At 72.9% G+C, this 15,048-nt stretch carries 18 protein-coding genes; 1 reads left to right on the top strand and 17 read right to left on the bottom strand.

Annotation, left to right across the window (positions count from 1 at the left end):
• Positions 1-170: 170 nt before the first annotated feature.
• The 17 genes from IG64_RS30920 to IG64_RS30840 form a co-directional block, all read right to left on the bottom strand.
• On the bottom strand, positions 171-725 hold the full coding sequence (locus IG64_RS30920) for a TetR/AcrR family transcriptional regulator (RefSeq protein ID WP_037862181.1): 555 nt from the start codon (positions 723-725) through the stop codon (positions 171-173).
• A gap of 109 nt (positions 726-834) precedes the next feature.
• Positions 835-1,677, bottom strand: a complete 843-nt coding sequence (gene whiG / locus IG64_RS30915) for an RNA polymerase sigma factor WhiG (RefSeq protein ID WP_037862179.1) — start codon at positions 1,675-1,677, stop codon at positions 835-837.
• A 270-nt stretch (positions 1,678-1,947) separates the two neighbouring features.
• Positions 1,948-3,192, bottom strand: coding sequence for a DNA-processing protein DprA (dprA, locus tag IG64_RS30910; RefSeq protein ID WP_078884324.1), 1,245 nt, complete (start codon positions 3,190-3,192; stop codon positions 1,948-1,950).
• Positions 3,189-4,814, bottom strand: coding sequence for a YifB family Mg chelatase-like AAA ATPase (locus tag IG64_RS30905; RefSeq protein WP_037862177.1), 1,626 nt, complete (start codon positions 4,812-4,814; stop codon positions 3,189-3,191). Before IG64_RS30905 ends, dprA begins: the two co-directional genes overlap by 4 nt.
• Entirely contained in the window at positions 4,814-5,215 is a 402-nt protein-coding gene (locus IG64_RS30900; RefSeq protein ID WP_078884323.1) for a YraN family protein, read from the bottom strand. Before IG64_RS30900 ends, IG64_RS30905 begins: the two co-directional genes overlap by 1 nt.
• A 122-nt stretch (positions 5,216-5,337) precedes the next feature.
• Positions 5,338-5,646: a DUF2469 domain-containing protein gene (locus IG64_RS30895; RefSeq protein WP_014675276.1), complete on the bottom strand. Its 309-nt coding sequence runs from the start codon at positions 5,644-5,646 to the stop codon at positions 5,338-5,340.
• Positions 5,647-5,702: 56 nt separating this feature from the next.
• A complete protein-coding gene (locus IG64_RS30890; protein WP_037862175.1) occupies positions 5,703-6,233 on the bottom strand; it encodes an NUDIX hydrolase in 531 nt (176 codons plus the stop codon).
• The gene (lepB, locus tag IG64_RS30885) at positions 6,223-6,999 is read right to left on the bottom strand and encodes a signal peptidase I (RefSeq protein WP_037862174.1); all 777 of its coding nucleotides are present in this window, start codon (positions 6,997-6,999) and stop codon (positions 6,223-6,225) included. The genes IG64_RS30890 and lepB (IG64_RS30885) overlap by 11 nt, the downstream gene beginning before the upstream one ends.
• Positions 7,000-7,220: 221 nt before the next feature.
• Complete coding sequence (gene lepB / locus IG64_RS30880; RefSeq protein WP_234438662.1) at positions 7,221-8,093, bottom strand: signal peptidase I; 873 nt, start codon at positions 8,091-8,093, stop codon at positions 7,221-7,223.
• Positions 8,071-9,210, bottom strand: coding sequence for a signal peptidase I (gene lepB / locus IG64_RS30875; RefSeq protein ID WP_037862187.1), 1,140 nt, complete (start codon positions 9,208-9,210; stop codon positions 8,071-8,073). Before lepB (IG64_RS30875) ends, lepB (IG64_RS30880) begins: the two co-directional genes overlap by 23 nt.
• Positions 9,203-9,934: a signal peptidase I gene (gene lepB, locus IG64_RS30870; protein ID WP_037862173.1), complete on the bottom strand. Its 732-nt coding sequence runs from the start codon at positions 9,932-9,934 to the stop codon at positions 9,203-9,205. The genes lepB (IG64_RS30875) and lepB (IG64_RS30870) overlap by 8 nt, the downstream gene beginning before the upstream one ends.
• A 45-nt stretch (positions 9,935-9,979) precedes the next feature.
• Entirely contained in the window at positions 9,980-10,330 is a 351-nt protein-coding gene (gene rplS, locus IG64_RS30865) for a 50S ribosomal protein L19 (protein WP_037862172.1), read from the bottom strand.
• A gap of 134 nt (positions 10,331-10,464) precedes the next feature.
• Complete coding sequence (trmD, locus tag IG64_RS30860; protein ID WP_037862171.1) at positions 10,465-11,298, bottom strand: tRNA (guanosine(37)-N1)-methyltransferase TrmD; 834 nt, start codon at positions 11,296-11,298, stop codon at positions 10,465-10,467.
• Positions 11,298-11,906, bottom strand: a complete 609-nt coding sequence (rimM, locus tag IG64_RS30855; RefSeq protein ID WP_037862169.1) for a ribosome maturation factor RimM — start codon at positions 11,904-11,906, stop codon at positions 11,298-11,300. Before rimM ends, trmD begins: the two co-directional genes overlap by 1 nt.
• A gap of 89 nt (positions 11,907-11,995) precedes the next feature.
• Entirely contained in the window at positions 11,996-12,235 is a 240-nt protein-coding gene (locus IG64_RS30850; protein ID WP_030612780.1) for an RNA-binding protein, read from the bottom strand.
• 5 nt (positions 12,236-12,240) lie between these two features.
• Positions 12,241-12,660 carry a 30S ribosomal protein S16 gene (gene rpsP / locus IG64_RS30845; RefSeq protein WP_037862168.1) on the bottom strand — a complete coding sequence of 140 codons (420 nt, stop codon included), beginning with the start codon at positions 12,658-12,660 and terminating at the stop codon, positions 12,241-12,243.
• A gap of 268 nt (positions 12,661-12,928) precedes the next feature.
• The gene (locus IG64_RS30840) at positions 12,929-13,528 is read right to left on the bottom strand and encodes a hypothetical protein (RefSeq protein ID WP_037862167.1); all 600 of its coding nucleotides are present in this window, start codon (positions 13,526-13,528) and stop codon (positions 12,929-12,931) included.
• A 532-nt stretch (positions 13,529-14,060) separates the two neighbouring features.
• On the opposite strand from IG64_RS30840, the gene IG64_RS30835 reads away from it, so the two are divergent.
• Entirely contained in the window at positions 14,061-15,047 is a 987-nt protein-coding gene (locus IG64_RS30835; protein ID WP_063758853.1) for a class I SAM-dependent methyltransferase, read from the top strand.
• Position 15,048 lies beyond the last annotated feature (1 nt).

Genomic DNA, 15,048 nt, shown 5'->3' with positions numbered 1-15,048 from the left:
GGCGACCACCGAGATCTACACGTAAGGAGTCGTCGGCAGCGTCAGATGTGTATAAGAGACAGGGCCAGGACAGGGGCGAACAGGCGGGGGCAGAACGAGGGCCGCGGGCGGAACGAGGGCCAGGGGACGGAGAGGCGGCGCGGGGCGGGCCGTCTGGAGAAGCGCGGTGGTCAGCCGGTGATTCCCCGCAGCGCCATCCCGACGGCCGCTTCCGCCACCACCTGCGGTTCCTCGGCGCCCAGTTCGATCCGGCGGACCGCCGCGTCCACGACGCCCTGCAGCAGCATCGCCGCCAGCCGTGGCTGCGGGTGTCCCGCCTCTCCCAGGGCGTCGACGATCAGGGCGACCAGTCCGCCGTGCGCCGCCCGGATCTTCTCCCGGGCGCCCGCGTCCAGTTCGCGCGCGGAGATCGCCACGACGGCCCGGTGCCGCCGGTCCCCGACCAGTTCGAGCTGGCTGCGGACGTACGCCTCGATCCGGGCCCGGGGACCGTCGGCCGCGGCCATCGCCGCGGACACCTCCGCCGCCCACACCGGGAAGTCGGCCTCGCACAGCTCCTCGACCACGGCGGCCCGCGACCGGAAGTACTCGTACACCGACGACCGCGCGAGCCCGGTCCGCTCGGCCAGGGCCGGGAAGGTCAGCGCTTCCGTACCGCCCTGGGACAGCAGGGTCCGCGCCGCGTCCAGCAGGGCGGCGCGCTGCATCGACCGGTGCTCGGCCACGGAGGCCGCTCGAATCCTTGGCACGTCGTCCACTTTACGGAGGCGCCGCCCGCGGCGGGAGCCGCACCGGCCGGGCCGCCCGCCCCGGTGCCGGCTGCCGCCCTCGCCGTCACCGCCCGAAGCCCGCGAGTTTGGCGCGCAGCTGGAGCACCGACTTGGTGTGGATCTGGCTGACCCGGCTCTCGGTGACCCCGAGCACGTTGCCGATCTCGGCGAGCGTGAGGCCTTCGTAGTAGTACAGCGTGACGACGGTCTTCTCCCGCTCGGGCAGGGTGTTGATCGCGCGGGCCAGGAACCGGCGCAGTTCCCGGTCCTCGGCCACCTCCACCGGGTTGTCGGCGGCGGTGTCCTCCAGCGTGTCCATCAGGCTCAGCCGGTCGCCGCCCTCGCCGCCGACGTGCAGCAGCTCCTCCAGCGCCACCACGTTGGCCAGTGACAACTGGCTGAACACCGCGTGGAGTTCGTCGATCGCGATGCCCATCTCGGCGGCGACCTCGCCCTCCGAGGGGGTGCGCCGCAGCCGGGCCTCCAGGGTCGCGTACGCCCGCTCGACGTTGCGCGCCTTCTGCCGCACGGAGCGGGGGATCCAGTCGAGCGCGCGCAGCTCGTCGATCATCGCGCCGCGGATCCGGGTGATCGCGTACGTCTCGAACTTGATCTCCCGGTCGATGTCGAACTTCTCGATCGCGTCGATGAGCCCGAACACGCCCGAGGACACGAAGTCGGCCTGTTCCACGTTGGGCGGCAGACCGACGCTCACGCGTCCCGCGACGTACTTCACAAGCGGCGAGTAGTGAAGGATGAGCTGTTCCCGCAGTCTGTCGTCCCCCGTCGCCTTGTACGACCGCCACAGCTCGTCGAGCGTCGAGGGAGCGGGCGGCCGCACGCTGCCACCGTCGCGGGCGGCTGGGGGGATCGCCGCCCGGTCGGACCCGGAGGTGTGCTGGGGCATTCGTCGCCTTGTGCCGTTCTGCCGTGGGATGCGGCTTTCTGGGTGAGCTGTCGGTCTGGGTTCGGTATCGGGTGTCCTCGTCGAAACCACGTGAGCGTAGCGTGACTGGAGTGTCGCGGTGCGCGAACGGCGGGGCGCGGGGCGTGCGCAGATACGTTCCGCAAGGCGCTCCACCGGGTCATCCGCGTCACCCTGGGTGACAGGGTGAACGCTCAACTGCGGGAATTTACGCAGGCGTCGGCGTTCCCCCGGACGGCCGAACACGCTCGGTCAGCACGCGTCCGGATCGGCTCGGCCCGAGATCATCGCCTGGCGTGTCAACTTCCATCCGTCGCCATGTCGTTCGACGTAACCGAGGGCGCGCAGTTCGTACAGTCTCGCGACCGCGTCGTCCGGTGTCGTCCGGGCGTCGCGGGCGATGTCCGCCGCCGACGGCGCGCCGCGGGCGGGGAGCGCGGCCAGGATCTGCCGGGCCTCCGGTTCCAGCAGGTCGCGCGGGAGGACGGGGCCGCGCCGGTCGGGGGCGAGCTCGCCGATGTCACCGACCAGTTCGACGACCTCCGCGGCGTCGGTGACGAGCGTGGCGCCGCCGCGCAGCAGTTCGTGGACGCCTGCCGAGCGGGCGCTGGTGGCCGGCCCCGGGACGCCCATGGTGTGGCGGCCCAGGCGCTGCGCGGCCCGTGCGGTGACGAGGGAGCCGCTGCGCAGGGCGGCCTCCACGACCACGGTGCCGCGGGTGAGGGCGGCGATGACCCGGTTGCGGACGATGAACCTGTTCGGCGTGGGGTGGTCGCCGGGCGGCAGCTCGCCGATCACCAGGCCCTGCTGGGCGATCCTGGTGATGAGCCCGGTGTGGCCGCGGGGGTAGGGCCGGTCGACGCCGCAGGCCAGCACGGCGACGGTGGCGCCCCCGCCGGCGAGCGTGCCCCGGTGGGCGGCGCCGTCGACTCCGTAGGCGCCGCCGGAGACCACCACCCAGCCGCGCTCGGCCAGCCCTGCGGCCAGGGTGCCGGCCATGTGCGCGCCGTACTCGGTGCAGGCCCGGGCGCCGACCAGGGACACCGACCGCAGGGCCCACATGCGCAGGCTGGGCCGGCCGCGCACCCACAGGCCGGTGGGCCGGGCGTCCGCAAGGTCGTCGAGCTGGGCGGGCCACTCGCCGCCGCCGGGGCACACGAACCGCACCCCGGCCTCGCGTGCGGCGGCGAGGTCCCGCTCGGGGTCGGCCCGTGCCGCACGTGCGCACAGGCCCGCCCAGCGTCTGTCCGACACGCCCGGCAGCGGCGGCGTGCCTTCCCGCAGCCGCCGGGCGGTGTCCACCGCGCCCAGTTCCCGCACCCACCGCCCGCCGGTCACGTCCCCGGGCTCCAGGACCCGGCTGAGGAAGACCCGCGCCAGCACTTCGGGGCCGGGGAGGCCGGGGGCGGGGCCGGGAAGAGCCGCGGTGTGGTCGTCGCGCCCGCGGGCGGGGCCGGGGAGGCCGCCCGGGTCCGGGTGGCGCGGGACGGCGCTCATGCCGGCGCCCCGAGGGCCATGGGCACGCCACGCGGCACTCCGGTGCGCAGTTGCAGGGCGAGGGCGACGTCGGTCGCGTCGGGCCGGTCGTGGCCGACGAGGTCCGCGACGGTCCACGCCACGCGCAGCACCCGGTCGAGTCCGCGGGCCGTGAGGACACCGCGCTCCAGGTTGCGCTCGGCCTCGTCCATGGCGCCGGCGGCGGCGTGCCAGCGGCTGCGCAGCTCGCGTCCGGGGATCTCGCTGTTGGTCCGCCAGGGCGTCCCCGCGAGCCGGGCCGCCGCGCGCTCCCGGGCGGCCCGCACCCGGCAGGCCACCGTGCGCGTGGACTCGCCCGCGGCGTCGCGCCGGGCCAGTTCGGCGCGGGTGACCGGGTCCACCTCGATCCGCAGGTCGACCCGGTCCAGCAGCGGCCCGGAGAGCCGGGCCTGGTAGCGGCGGATCGCGGAGGGCGAGCAGTCGCACAGGGTGTCGCGCTGCGAGAACCGTCCGCAGGGGCAGGGGTTGGCCGCGAGGACCATGAGGAACTTCGCCGGGAACCGCACCACACCCGCGCTGCGGGCGATCACCACGTGCCCCGCCTCCAGGGGCTGGCGCAGGGCGTCGAGGGCGTGACTGCTGAACTCGGGGGTCTCGTCGAGGAAGAGCACGCCCCGGTGGGCGAGGGAGACGGCTCCGGGGCGGGCGACGCCCTGGCCGCCGCCGACGAGTGCCTGCATGGTGGCCGAGTGGTGCGGGGCGCAGTAGGGGGCGAGGTCGATCAGCGGTTTGCCCGGCGGCAGGAGCCCGGCCACCGAGTGGACGGCGGTGACCTCCAGGGACTCCTGGCGGCCGAGCGGGGGCAGGACGGCGGGGAGCCGTTCGGCGAGCATGGTCTTGCCGGCGCCCGGTGGGCCTTCGAGGAACAGGTGGTGTCCGCCGGCCGCGGCGACCTCCAGCGCGGTGCGCGCGGAGCGCTGGCCGACGACGTCGGCGAGGTCGTGTCCCTGGTCGTGCTGGGCGGCTCCCATGCTGTGCATGCCGGTGGCGGCCGCCGTGCCCGGCACGCGCAGGCCGGCCAGGAGCGGGTCGGGGCGGCCCGGCTCGTCCCTGTCCTCCTCCGGTACGGGTTCGTCCGTCAGGACGGCGATCAGCTGCCGCAGGCTGCGGATGCCGAGCACCGAGACGCCGGGTACCAGGGATGCCTCGGCGGCGGCGCACTCCGGTACGACCACTTGTTCGTATCCGGCGTCGGCGGCGGCCAGGACCGCCGGGAGGATGCCCCGCACGGGGCGCACCCGGCCGTCCAGGCCCAGCTCGCCGATCATCACGATGTCGGCGAGCACGCGGGGGTCGATCCGTTCCGCGGCGCCGAGCACCGCGCAGGCCACGGCGAGGTCGAAGCCGCTGCCGGCCTTGGGCACCGAGGCGGGGCTGAGTCCCACGGTGAGCTTCTTCTGCGGCCATTCGGCACCGGAGTTGACGACGGCCGCCCGTACCCGGTCGCGGCTCTCGGTCAGGCTCTTGTCGGGCAGTCCGACCAGGGTGAAGGCGGCGACGCCCGGTTCGAGGTCCGCCTGGACCTCGACGACGACGCCCTCGACCCCGACCAGGGCGACGGAGCAGGTGCGCGCGAATCCCATCACGCCACCCCCCGTACGTGCTCGACGAGGGGCGCGCCGCGCCGGGGCAGCAGGACGCCCACCAGGTCGATGCGGACGCCGCCGGGCGGTGCTCCGCCGTGGGACTGGATCCAGCGTTCGGCGAGGCCGCGCAGCCGCTCGGCCTTCTCGGGCGTGACCGCGGCCATCGGGTGCTGGAAGGCTCCGGCCCTGCGGCTCTTCACCTCGCAGACGACCAGGACGTCACCGTCGCGGGCCACGATGTCGATCTCGCCGGTCCTGCCGCAGCGCCAGTTGCGCTCCAGGACGGTCATGCCCGCCTCGGCCAGCCGGCGCGCCGCCAGGCCCTCTCCGTACCTGCCGAGTGCACTGCGTGCTTGATGCGTGGTCATGTCGGCACCACCTCCGGCGCCCACCGTCACGCATCGGGACCCATCGAGTGGATCTTGGTGGGTTACTCACCGGTTGTGGACAACCGCGTCACCCGCACGAGCGATCTTCCCGCAGGCGGGCGGTCTTCCGGGCACCGCCCGGTCCCCCGGGCTCACCCGCCGGGCAGTTCCAGGTCGCTCTTGTTCAGCTCCTCGATGTTCACGTCCTTGAACGTCAACACGCGCACCTGCTTCACGAACCGGGCCGGCCGGTACATGTCCCACACCCACGCGTCGGCCATCGTCACTTCGAAGAAGACCTCGCCCTGAACGGAGTGCACCTGCATCTCGTAGTCGTTCGTGAGGTAGAAGCGCCGCTCGGTCTCGATCACGTATTTGAACAGACCGACGACATCGCGGTACTCCCGGTAGAGCTTCAGCTCCATCTCGGTCTCGTACTTCTCGAGGTCCTCGGCGCTCATGGCATGTTCCCCTTCAGCCGTACGGTCCCCCCATTGTGCGCCAGTCCCGTGAACCCCTAGACGATTTCGGTGTCCAGGGTCACGGGCGCGGCCGGGGGACCTTCGTCGAGCAGCGTGCGCAGCAGCCCGGCGAGTCTGGTGGGATACACGGTCTCATGCGTGCGGGCCAGTTCCCGACACGTCCACCAGCGCGCTCCGAAGACGCTGCGCCGCTCCAGCTCGGTCAGCGCGGTGGCCGCCGTCGCCGTGCGCGTCGTCCGCGCCAGGAAGTACCACTCGTCCTGGTCCCAGCGGCGACCCGCGAACGGGAAGGAGCAGCGACGGCGCCAGAGCACCGGGCCGAGGTCCACCTCGGTGATGCCGGTCTCCTCCGCGAGTTCCCGCAGGGCGGCCTCCTCGCGGGTCTCGTCACCCTCCAGGCCGCCGCCGGGCGTGAACCACCAGTCGTCGGCCGGATCGTCCGGCTCGTGGCCGTGCAGGAGCAGGATGCGGTCGGCCGGGTCGAGCAGGACGACCCGCGCCACCTTGCGCGGCTCGCCGCCGGACCCGTTCACGCCGTGGCCCGCGTCCGCGGTCTCAGCGGGCACGGACCGGCTCCGTCCGTCCGCGGGCGCGGGAGCCGCCCAGCAGCTTGGCGAGCGGCCCGTACGCGCCGCCGGCGAACACCAGGACCACGCCCGCGATGATCAGGAAGAAGATCGTGCGCAGCGGACCCGGCGGGGACAGGGCGCCCAGCGCCTGGAATCCGGTCGGCCGCTCCAGCATGCCCTTGACCGGCCAGATCACGGAGTCGACCCGGGCCGTGACGTCGGCGCGGGAGACGGTGCCCCGGGCCGCGTCGGTGAGGTGGGCGGTGGAGTCCAGCGAGCCGTGGCGCTCGTCGCCGAGCAGGAACAGACGCCCTTCGGGCACCTTGACGGTGGGGAAGCCGGTGAGCTCGGCGGGGCCGCCCTTCAGGTACGGCTCGTCGATCTGCTTGCCGTTGACGGTGAGCTTGCCGTCCGTGCAGCACGCGACCGTGTCCCCGCCGACGGCCACCACCCGCTTGACGACGGGCGCGTTCGCCACCCAGGTCTTGTCGTGGAAGACGACGACGTCACCACGGCGCACCTCGTCGCCGTCGACGCGCTGGGCCAGCACGCGGTCGCCCACACCGATCGTCGGCGTCATGGAGCTGGTGGGCACGGTGTAGGGCCGGTACACGACCGCCGCCCAGGCGAATCCGCCGAGGAACAGCACCAGGCCGAGCGCCACGGCGAGCCCGGACAGCCGCTGCCCCGTCCTGCCACCCGCGGACTTCCTGCCTGTGCCGCCGCCGCGCGGGGCCGTACGTGTCGTGCTCTCGCCACCCATGGATCCGCACCCTACCCGGCGGTACCGGGCCCCGGGAGTCCCCTTCCGCGGCCGGAGCCACAGCTCCACGGGGGTTTCACAGGGGCGCACGGGTGTATGGCACGGGCGGGAGTGCGGCGGCGGGCGGCGGGCCCCGGCCGAGGCGAGCGGTCGCCGCCGTGGTCGGGGTGCCGGTGCCGGTCAGCGGCTACCGGCCGCCGTGGTCGCGGAACCGGTACCGGTCAGCGGCTACCGGCCGCCGTGGTCGGGGTGCCGGTGCCGGTCTGCGGCTTCAGGGTCCGCTTGCGCCGCCAGACGACGAGCGGCACCGCGGCGGTGAGGGCCACCCCGCCGGGGGCCACCGTCAGCGCGCCGGCCGCCGAGGACTGCTGCCCGATGCCCTGCTGGTCGAAGGTGTCCGGGACGGGCAGGGTGCCCCAGCGATTGACCGGCCAGGCGCGCACGATGGCACGGCCCACGACCTCCTTGACCGGGACCATGCCGTGGTTCTTGTCGGCCTGGTTGTAGCGCGAGTCCCGGGAGTTCTGGCGGTGGTCGCCCATGACCCAGATGAAGCCCTCGGGGACCTTGACCTTGAACTGGCCGCCCTGGTCGTCCTGGCTGCACGGGGTGTTGCCCGGGTAGACGTAAGGCTCGTTCAGCGCCTTGCCGTTGACCTTCAAAGGGCCCGTGCCGTTGCACTCGACGGTGTCGCCGCCGACGCCGATGACCCGCTTGATCAGGTCCTTCTCCTCCGCGGACGGCATCAGGCCGATCCAGCTGAGCACGGTCTGCAGCGCGTTGGGCTTGGCCGTCGGCTCGCCGGCCAGCCAGTCGTCCGGGTCGTGGAAGACGACGACCTCGCCGCGGTCGGGCTCGGAACCGAACCACGGGGTCAGCTTGTCGACCAGGACCCGGTCACCGCGCTGCAGGGTGTTCTGCATCGAGTCGGACGGGATGGAGAACGCCTGGACCAGGAACGTCTTGATCAGGAGCGCCAGCACCAGGGCGATGACGATCAGGATCGGCAGTTCCTTCCAGAAGGACCGCGGCTTCCTCGCCTCCGGGCTGCCTGTGCCGGGGGCCTGCTCATCACTGTGGTTGTGCTCCGTCACCGTGCCGTCCTCGGCTGTCGTGCTCTCGTTCCCGGAGGTCACGGCGTTGTCCGCAGCAGGGGCCGCCGCGTCCACGGGGTGTCCGCGGTGCTCCTCGCCGTCGCTGCCGGACCGTGCGCCAACCGCCACATCCCCCACGCCAACTCCTCACTCCGCGCCACCGCCTGCCCCGTCCACGGCGCAGGCCCACCACTCCCATAACGAGCGGGAGTTCCGCAGGGCTCGGGAGTTGAACCGATCTGTTGGGATCGTAGGGGGCAACCCTATGCGACGGCGGCCCGGCGGCGTCCGACCCGGCCGCCGAGTCGGAGACCGCGGCGAAGGTTTCCGGCTCCCGCAGCGTGGCCCAGTGGCCGAAGGGCCAGCCGATCACCAGCGCCCGTCCCACCACGGACTTCTCCGAGACCGTACCGCCGTAGGCGGTGTTCCGGTGGGCGCGGGAGTCGGCGGAGTTGCCCCGGTGGTCGCCCATCACCCACAGCCGGCCCTCGGGGACCGTGATGTCGAACGGGGTGTCGGAAGGCGCGTTGTCCGGATAGAGGTAGTCCCCCTCGTTCAGGGGAACGCCGTTGACGGTCACCCGCCCCTGCTTGTCGCAGCACTTGACGTGGTCGCCGCCGACCCCGATGACCCGCTTGATCAGGTCCTTCTCGTTGTCGGAGGGCAGCAGCCCGATGAAGGTGAGGGCCTCCTTGACCTGCTTGACCACGATCGGGTCGTTCTTCTTCGCGGTCTCCTCGCCGGCCAGCCAGCCGCCCGGATCGCGGAAGACGACGACGTCCCCGCGTTTCGGCTCGGCGCCGAACCAGGGGGTGAGCTTGTCGACGAGGACCCGGTCCCCGATGCGGATCGTCTGCTCCATCGAGCCCGACGGGATCACGAACGCCTGTACGAGGAAGGTCTTCAGCACCAGCGCTATGAGGACGGCCACGCCGACCAGGAGCGGGATCTCCCGTACGGCGGAGCGCCGGCGCTTGCGCTTGACCTTGCGCTGCAGCTTGCGCCGCTCCGCCCGGGTGCGCCCGCCGGCCGGGCCCGCCGGCCGCCGGACCCCGGTGGGCAGCGGGTCGTCGGCGGGGCCGGGCTGCGCGCCGCGCGGTCTGCCGCGGTTACCCATGGGCACCGCCCGCCGGGGTGGGAGCGGGCACGCGCGCGTAGGCACCGGGCCGGGTGAGGCGGGTCCAGTGACCGAGGGGCCAGGCGATCCAGTCGGCCCGGCCTATCACGTCCCCGACCGGGACCATGCCGCCGCCCGGGGAGCCCAGGTGGTCGCGCGAGTCGCTGGAGTCGCCGCGGTGGTCGCCGAGGACGAACAGCGTGCCCTGCGGCACCACGACGTCGAAGGGCACCGCGGAGGGACTGTCACCCGGATGAAGGAACGCCGACTCGTCGACCGGCTCTCCGTTCACCTCGATCCTGCCCTTCTCGTCGCAGCAGACCACGTGGTCTCCCCCCACACCCACCACGCGTTTGACGTAGTCGGCGTCCCCGAAGTACCCGGTGCCGTCGAACACGACGACGTCCCCGCGCCGCGGCCCGGCACCGAAACGGTAGGCCACCTTGTCGACGAGGATCCGGTCCCCGACCCTCAGTCCCGGCTCCATGGACCCGCTGGGGATCTGGAACGGCTGCACCACGAACGCGTTGAGGAGCAGCAGGAGGACCAGGCCGGTCAGCGCGGACAGGGTGGTCCACCCGCCGGGGACGCGGCCGGCGAGGCGCGCCGCCAACGACGAACGCGACCGGTCCTCCGCCCCCTGCGTGTCCGGAGTCCGTTCGGATCCGGCGGCGGAAGGGCGGGAGGAGCGGTCGCGCTCGGTCGGCTGTGCTTCGGTGTCCATCGGGGCGGAATGCTATCCCGCCCCGATGTGAACCCCCGAAAGCGCTCAGTTGTCGCGCTTCTCCTTGATCTTCGCGGCCTTGCCGCGCAGCTCACGGAGGTAGTACAGCTTGGCGCGGCGCACGTCACCACGGGTGACCAGCTCGATCTTCTCGACGATCGGGGTGTGCACCGGGAAGGTGCGCTCGACGCCGACGGAGAACGAGACCTTGCGGACCGTGAAGGTCTCGCGCACGCCGGAACCCTGGCGGCGGATCACCACACCCTTGAACTGCTGCACACGGGAGCGGTTGCCCTCGATGACGCGGACGTGCACGTTGACGGTGTCACCCGGACGGAAGGCCGGGATGTCGTCGCGGATCGACGCGGCGTCGACGGTGTCGAGCAGGTGAGACATGTCTCTGCTTTCTTCGCTGATGCCACAGGTCATCAACGGGAACTAGGATTTTCCGGAAGGTCTGCCGGGCGGTCGGGGCGGTCGTCGTGTCCCCCTGTGGCAGGGGCGCCCGCCGGACAGCACACAGCAGCGGCCTATTCTTCCACGTCGCCGGTCCTGCGCCAAAATCGGCCGTACGGCTCCCCCGCCGGGTCGGGCGACCAGCCCAGGATGGACAGCATCTCGCGGTCCTTCTTGTCGAAGGCCGCGGGGGCGCAGCGCTCGATGAGGTCGGGCCGGTGGGCCGTGGTGCGCCGCAGCGCCTCGTCGCGGCGCCAGCGGGCGATCTTCCCGTGGTGGCCGCTGAGCAGCACGTCGGGGATCTCCCGGCCGCGCCACAGGGGCGGCTTGGTGTAGACGGGGCCCTCCAGGAGGCTCGCCATGGCCCCGGGCGCGAAGGAGTCGTCCCGGTGCGACTCGGCGTTGCCGAGGACGCCGGGCAGCAGACGGGCCACGGCCTCGGTGACGACCAGGACGGCCGCCTCCCCGCCGGCGAGGACGTAGTCGCCGATGGACACCTCGTAGACGGGTATGCGGGTGGCGTACTCGTCCATGACGCGGCGGTCGATGCCCTCGTAGCGGGCCGGGGTGAAGATCAGCCAGGGGCGCTCGGACAGCTCGACGGCGAGTTCCTGGGTGAAGGGGCGGCCGCTGGGCGTCGGGACGATCAGCGCGGGCGCGCGGGAGCCCGTCTCGTAGCCGTCGGCCAGGACGCTGTCCAGGGCGTCGCCCCACGGTTCGGTCTTCATGACCATGCCGGGGCCGCCGCCGTAGGGCGTGTCGTCGACCGTGTTGTGGCGGTCGTACGTCCACGCGCGCAGGTCGTGCACGTGCACGTCCAGCTGTCCGCGCGCGCGTGCCTTGCCGACCAGGGAGACGTTCAGCGGTTCGAGGTACTCGGGGAAGATCGTGACGACGTCGAGGCGCATCAGGAGGCTTCTCCCGAACCGCCGGAGCCGCCGTCGGCGGCGGCGCCGCCGGATCCGGCGTCGGAGCCCTCCTCGCCCCGGGCGGAGGCGATCTCCGCGCGGTCGTCGATCAGGCCCGGCGGCGGGGCGATGACGGCCCGCTGCTCCTCCAGGTCGATCTCGGTGACGATCTCCGCCACGAACGGGATCATCACCTCGCTGCCGTCGGCGCGCTCGACGATGAACAGGTCCTGGGAGGGCAGGTGCGAGATCTCGGTGATCCGGCCGACCTCGGTGCCGTCCTCGGTGACCACGTCGAGGTCGATCAGCTGGTGGTCGTAGTACTCGTCCTCCTCCTCGGGCAGCTCGTCCGGGTCGACGTCCGCGATGAGGAGGGTGTTGCGCAGCGCCTCGGCGGCGGTGCGGTCGGTGACGCCCTCGAACCGCAGCAGGAGGCGCCCGCTGTGGACGCGGCCCGTCTCGATGGTGAGCGGTCCCGCCGAGGCGGGATCGGTGGCGAGTACGGCGCCGGGCGCGAGCCTGAGTTCCGGCTCGTCGGTACGTACCTCGACGGTGACCTCGCCCTTGATGCCGTGGGCGCGGCCGATCCGTGCGACTACCAGCTGCACGTGTCCAGATCTCCTGTCGTACGACTACGGGCCGGGGACGGCCCTTGACGGCCCTCCCCGGCCCGAGCCGGTTGCGATGCGATGAAGCGTCAGCGGACGTCGTCCACATCGACGAGGTCGACGCGGACACCCCGGCCGCCGATGGCGCCCACGACGGTGCGCAGGGCGCGTGCGGTGCGACCGTTGCGGCCGATCACCTTGCCGAGGTCGTCGGGGTGGACCCGCACCTCGAGCACACGTCCGCGACGCAGGTTGCGCGAGGCGACCTGCACATCGTCAGGGTTGTCGACGATGCCCTTCACGAGGTGCTCAAGCGCCTCTTCGAGCATGCTGCTCAGGCCTCGGTGGACTCGGACTCGGCAGCGGCCTCGTCCTTCTTCTCAGCCTTCTTCTTCTGGGTGATGGCCTCACCCTTGCCCTCGTCCTCGCCGCCGAGCGACTCGAACGACGGACGGGCGGCCTTCTCCTGCGGCTGCAGCAGGGGCGCCGGGGCGGGCTCGCCCTTGAACTTCTGCCAGTCGCCGGTCTTCTTCAGGATGGCGAGCACGGGCTCGGTCGGCTGGGCACCGACACCGAGCCAGTACGCCACGCGCTCGGCGTCGACCTCGATGCGCGAGGGGTTCTGCACCGGGTGGTACAGACCGATCTCCTCGATGGCCCGGCCGTCACGGCGGGTACGGGAGTCGGCGACGACGATGCGGTAGTGAGGCGAACGGATCTTGCCCAGACGCTTCAGCTTGATCTTGACTGCCACGGGAGTGGGTTCTCCTGGATTGACGTGGTGGGGCACGGCGGGACGCCGCGTGGGGTTGCGGTACCCGAATGCCCGATGGACGCGTCAGCCGGAGGAGAGAGGGGTCCTGTGCGGCTGTCGAGTACAGCTAGCCATTGTGCCATACCCGGCGGCACCCTCCCGGCGCAGGGTGGGCGCCGCCGGGGCACGCCACAGGGGCACCCGGCGGCCGGGTGCCGTCGTGTCCGGGCCGGCGGCCGGAGCGCGGCTGCCACGAGCAGCCGCGCCCTCAGCCCGCCGCGCCCACGACCTCCGGGATCCGGAACGGCTTGCCGCACCCGCCGCACACGATCGGGGCCTGGGCCAGGACCGAGGGGACGACGCGTACGTTGCGCCCGCAGTCGCAGACGGCCTTGACCCGGACCCCGCCGCCGGAGGAACCGTGGCGGGCGGCCGGGCCGCGGAAGCTGCGGCCGGTGTCGGCGGTGGTGGCCGCCGTGTGCGCCTTCAGGGCGCGCTGGAGGCGCTCGATCGTCGGGCGGTAGCGGCGCTTGGCCTCGGGGCTGAGCGTGACCAGGGAGAAGCCGCTGCTCGGGTGCGGCTCGTCCGGGTGGTCGAGGCCCAGCTCCTCGGCGATGGCCAGGAACCGGCGGTTGTGGTAGCGGCCGGCACGGGAGGTGTCGCGCACCCCGCGGGCGGCGGCGATGCCGTGGACTGCCTCGTGGAGCAGTCGCTCGAAGGAGAGCTCGTGCCCGCACGCGGACGACGACTCCCCGATCAGGGACTCGGGGGCGGCGAGATCGGGCAGCTCGGGGTGGTACCGCTGAATGTCGGCCCACGCCTGCGCCAGCTCCGCTGCGAGAACAGGTGGTGTCTGTGTCGTGCTCACGTAATGACAACGAGCGGGAGTGCCACTGTGTTCCTATTCCGGGGCATCCCAAATAATTTGCACGTACCCGTCAGTTGCCACTGATGCGTCCTGACGAGGGCGGGTGCGCTGATCTGCGGAGAAGCCTCACAGCTGATACCAAGGTGGTGCGTAGCCCCGCATACGCACCGGCGTGCATGCCTTCACGCACGCCGGTGCACAGGTACGCGCGCGGTGTACAAGAGACGTTTCGGCCGCTTCCCCGGCGGAAGGCTGTACGCGGTGAGCGTGCGCGGCGACGGTGACGTTACCGGGCACGCCCCAGGTGTCCCGCACCACCCCACCCCCGGCCGTCCGCGACGGGACGGCAAGGCCCGGGTTTCCGGGATGTGAAATCTCCGGGCGAGGGGCCCGGAACGGACGAAGAGGCCCTCACGACCCCTGGACGCCATGCGGAGCGGGGAGTTACCTGGCATACGGAAGTGCGCGCGCACTGCACGGGGGCCACGGAATCGGCACAGCGGCAATTCTCGGCGGATTGGGGCGCTTATCCATGACACCTACGCTCGTGCGTCAGCACCTGCCTCACGCGGGCCCGGCGCCCGGGGTGGACCTGCGTGCACGCGCGCGTGACTGGTCGGAGATCCAGGAGCGGATGCTGGTGCCGCTCTACGAGGCCGTCTACGAGCGGCTGGAGGTGGGCACCGCCACCCGGCTGCTGGCCCTCGGCTGCGGCTCCGGGCTCGCGCTGCTCATGGCGTCCGCCAGAGGGGCGGCGGTCACCGGCGTCGACACCTGCCCGGAACGGCTGGCCCTGGCACGGCAGCGGCTGCTGCCCGAGGCGCCCGGAGCGCCGGGCACCCGCGCGCGGGCGGACGCCCGGATCGTCCAGGGGCCGGTCCCGGACGTCATCGGCGGTGCGCCGTCCGGCGCGGACCGCGGTGGGACCCGCGGCACCGCCGGGGCCCACGGCGTCCCCGGCGACCCCGGCGCCGCCGGTGTCCACGACGGCCGCGCCCCCCACAGCCCCCTCGGCGCCGACGCGGCGGCCGGCCCGGCACCGGGCGCCGCGCCCTACACCCTCGTGACCGCCTTCGAGCCCCTCGGGTGCCTCGCGGACGACGCGCAGGACCCCGCCGGACCGCTCGCGGCGGCGGTGCCGCTCGCCGGGCGCGGCGCGCCGGTGGTGCTGGCGGGCTGGGGTCCGCCGGAGCGGTGCGCGGCGTCGGCCGTGCTGCGCGCGGCCACCCGGGCCGCCGACCCGCCCCCCGTCGCGCGCGACGGCCTGGAGGACGTCGCCCGCCGCGCCGGACTGCGCCCCGACGGCTCCGGACGCGTCGCATGCCCGTTCGGCTACGCGGACCTGGACAGCGCGGTACGCGGCATGCTCTCCACGGGCCTGTTCGACGCGGCCGTCGAGGCCGCCGGACCCGACCAGGTCGACAAGGAGCTGACCGAGGCCCTGCACGCCCACCAGCGGCGCGACGGGACGGTGTGGCTGCCCAACGTCTTCCGCTACCTGATCGCGCGGACGCCGTAAC

It is taken from the genome of Streptomyces sp. NRRL S-340 (assembly GCF_000720185.1).
Taxonomy (GTDB): domain Bacteria; phylum Actinomycetota; class Actinomycetes; order Streptomycetales; family Streptomycetaceae; genus Streptomyces.
This window is presented reverse-complemented; position numbering and strand designations above follow the sequence as displayed.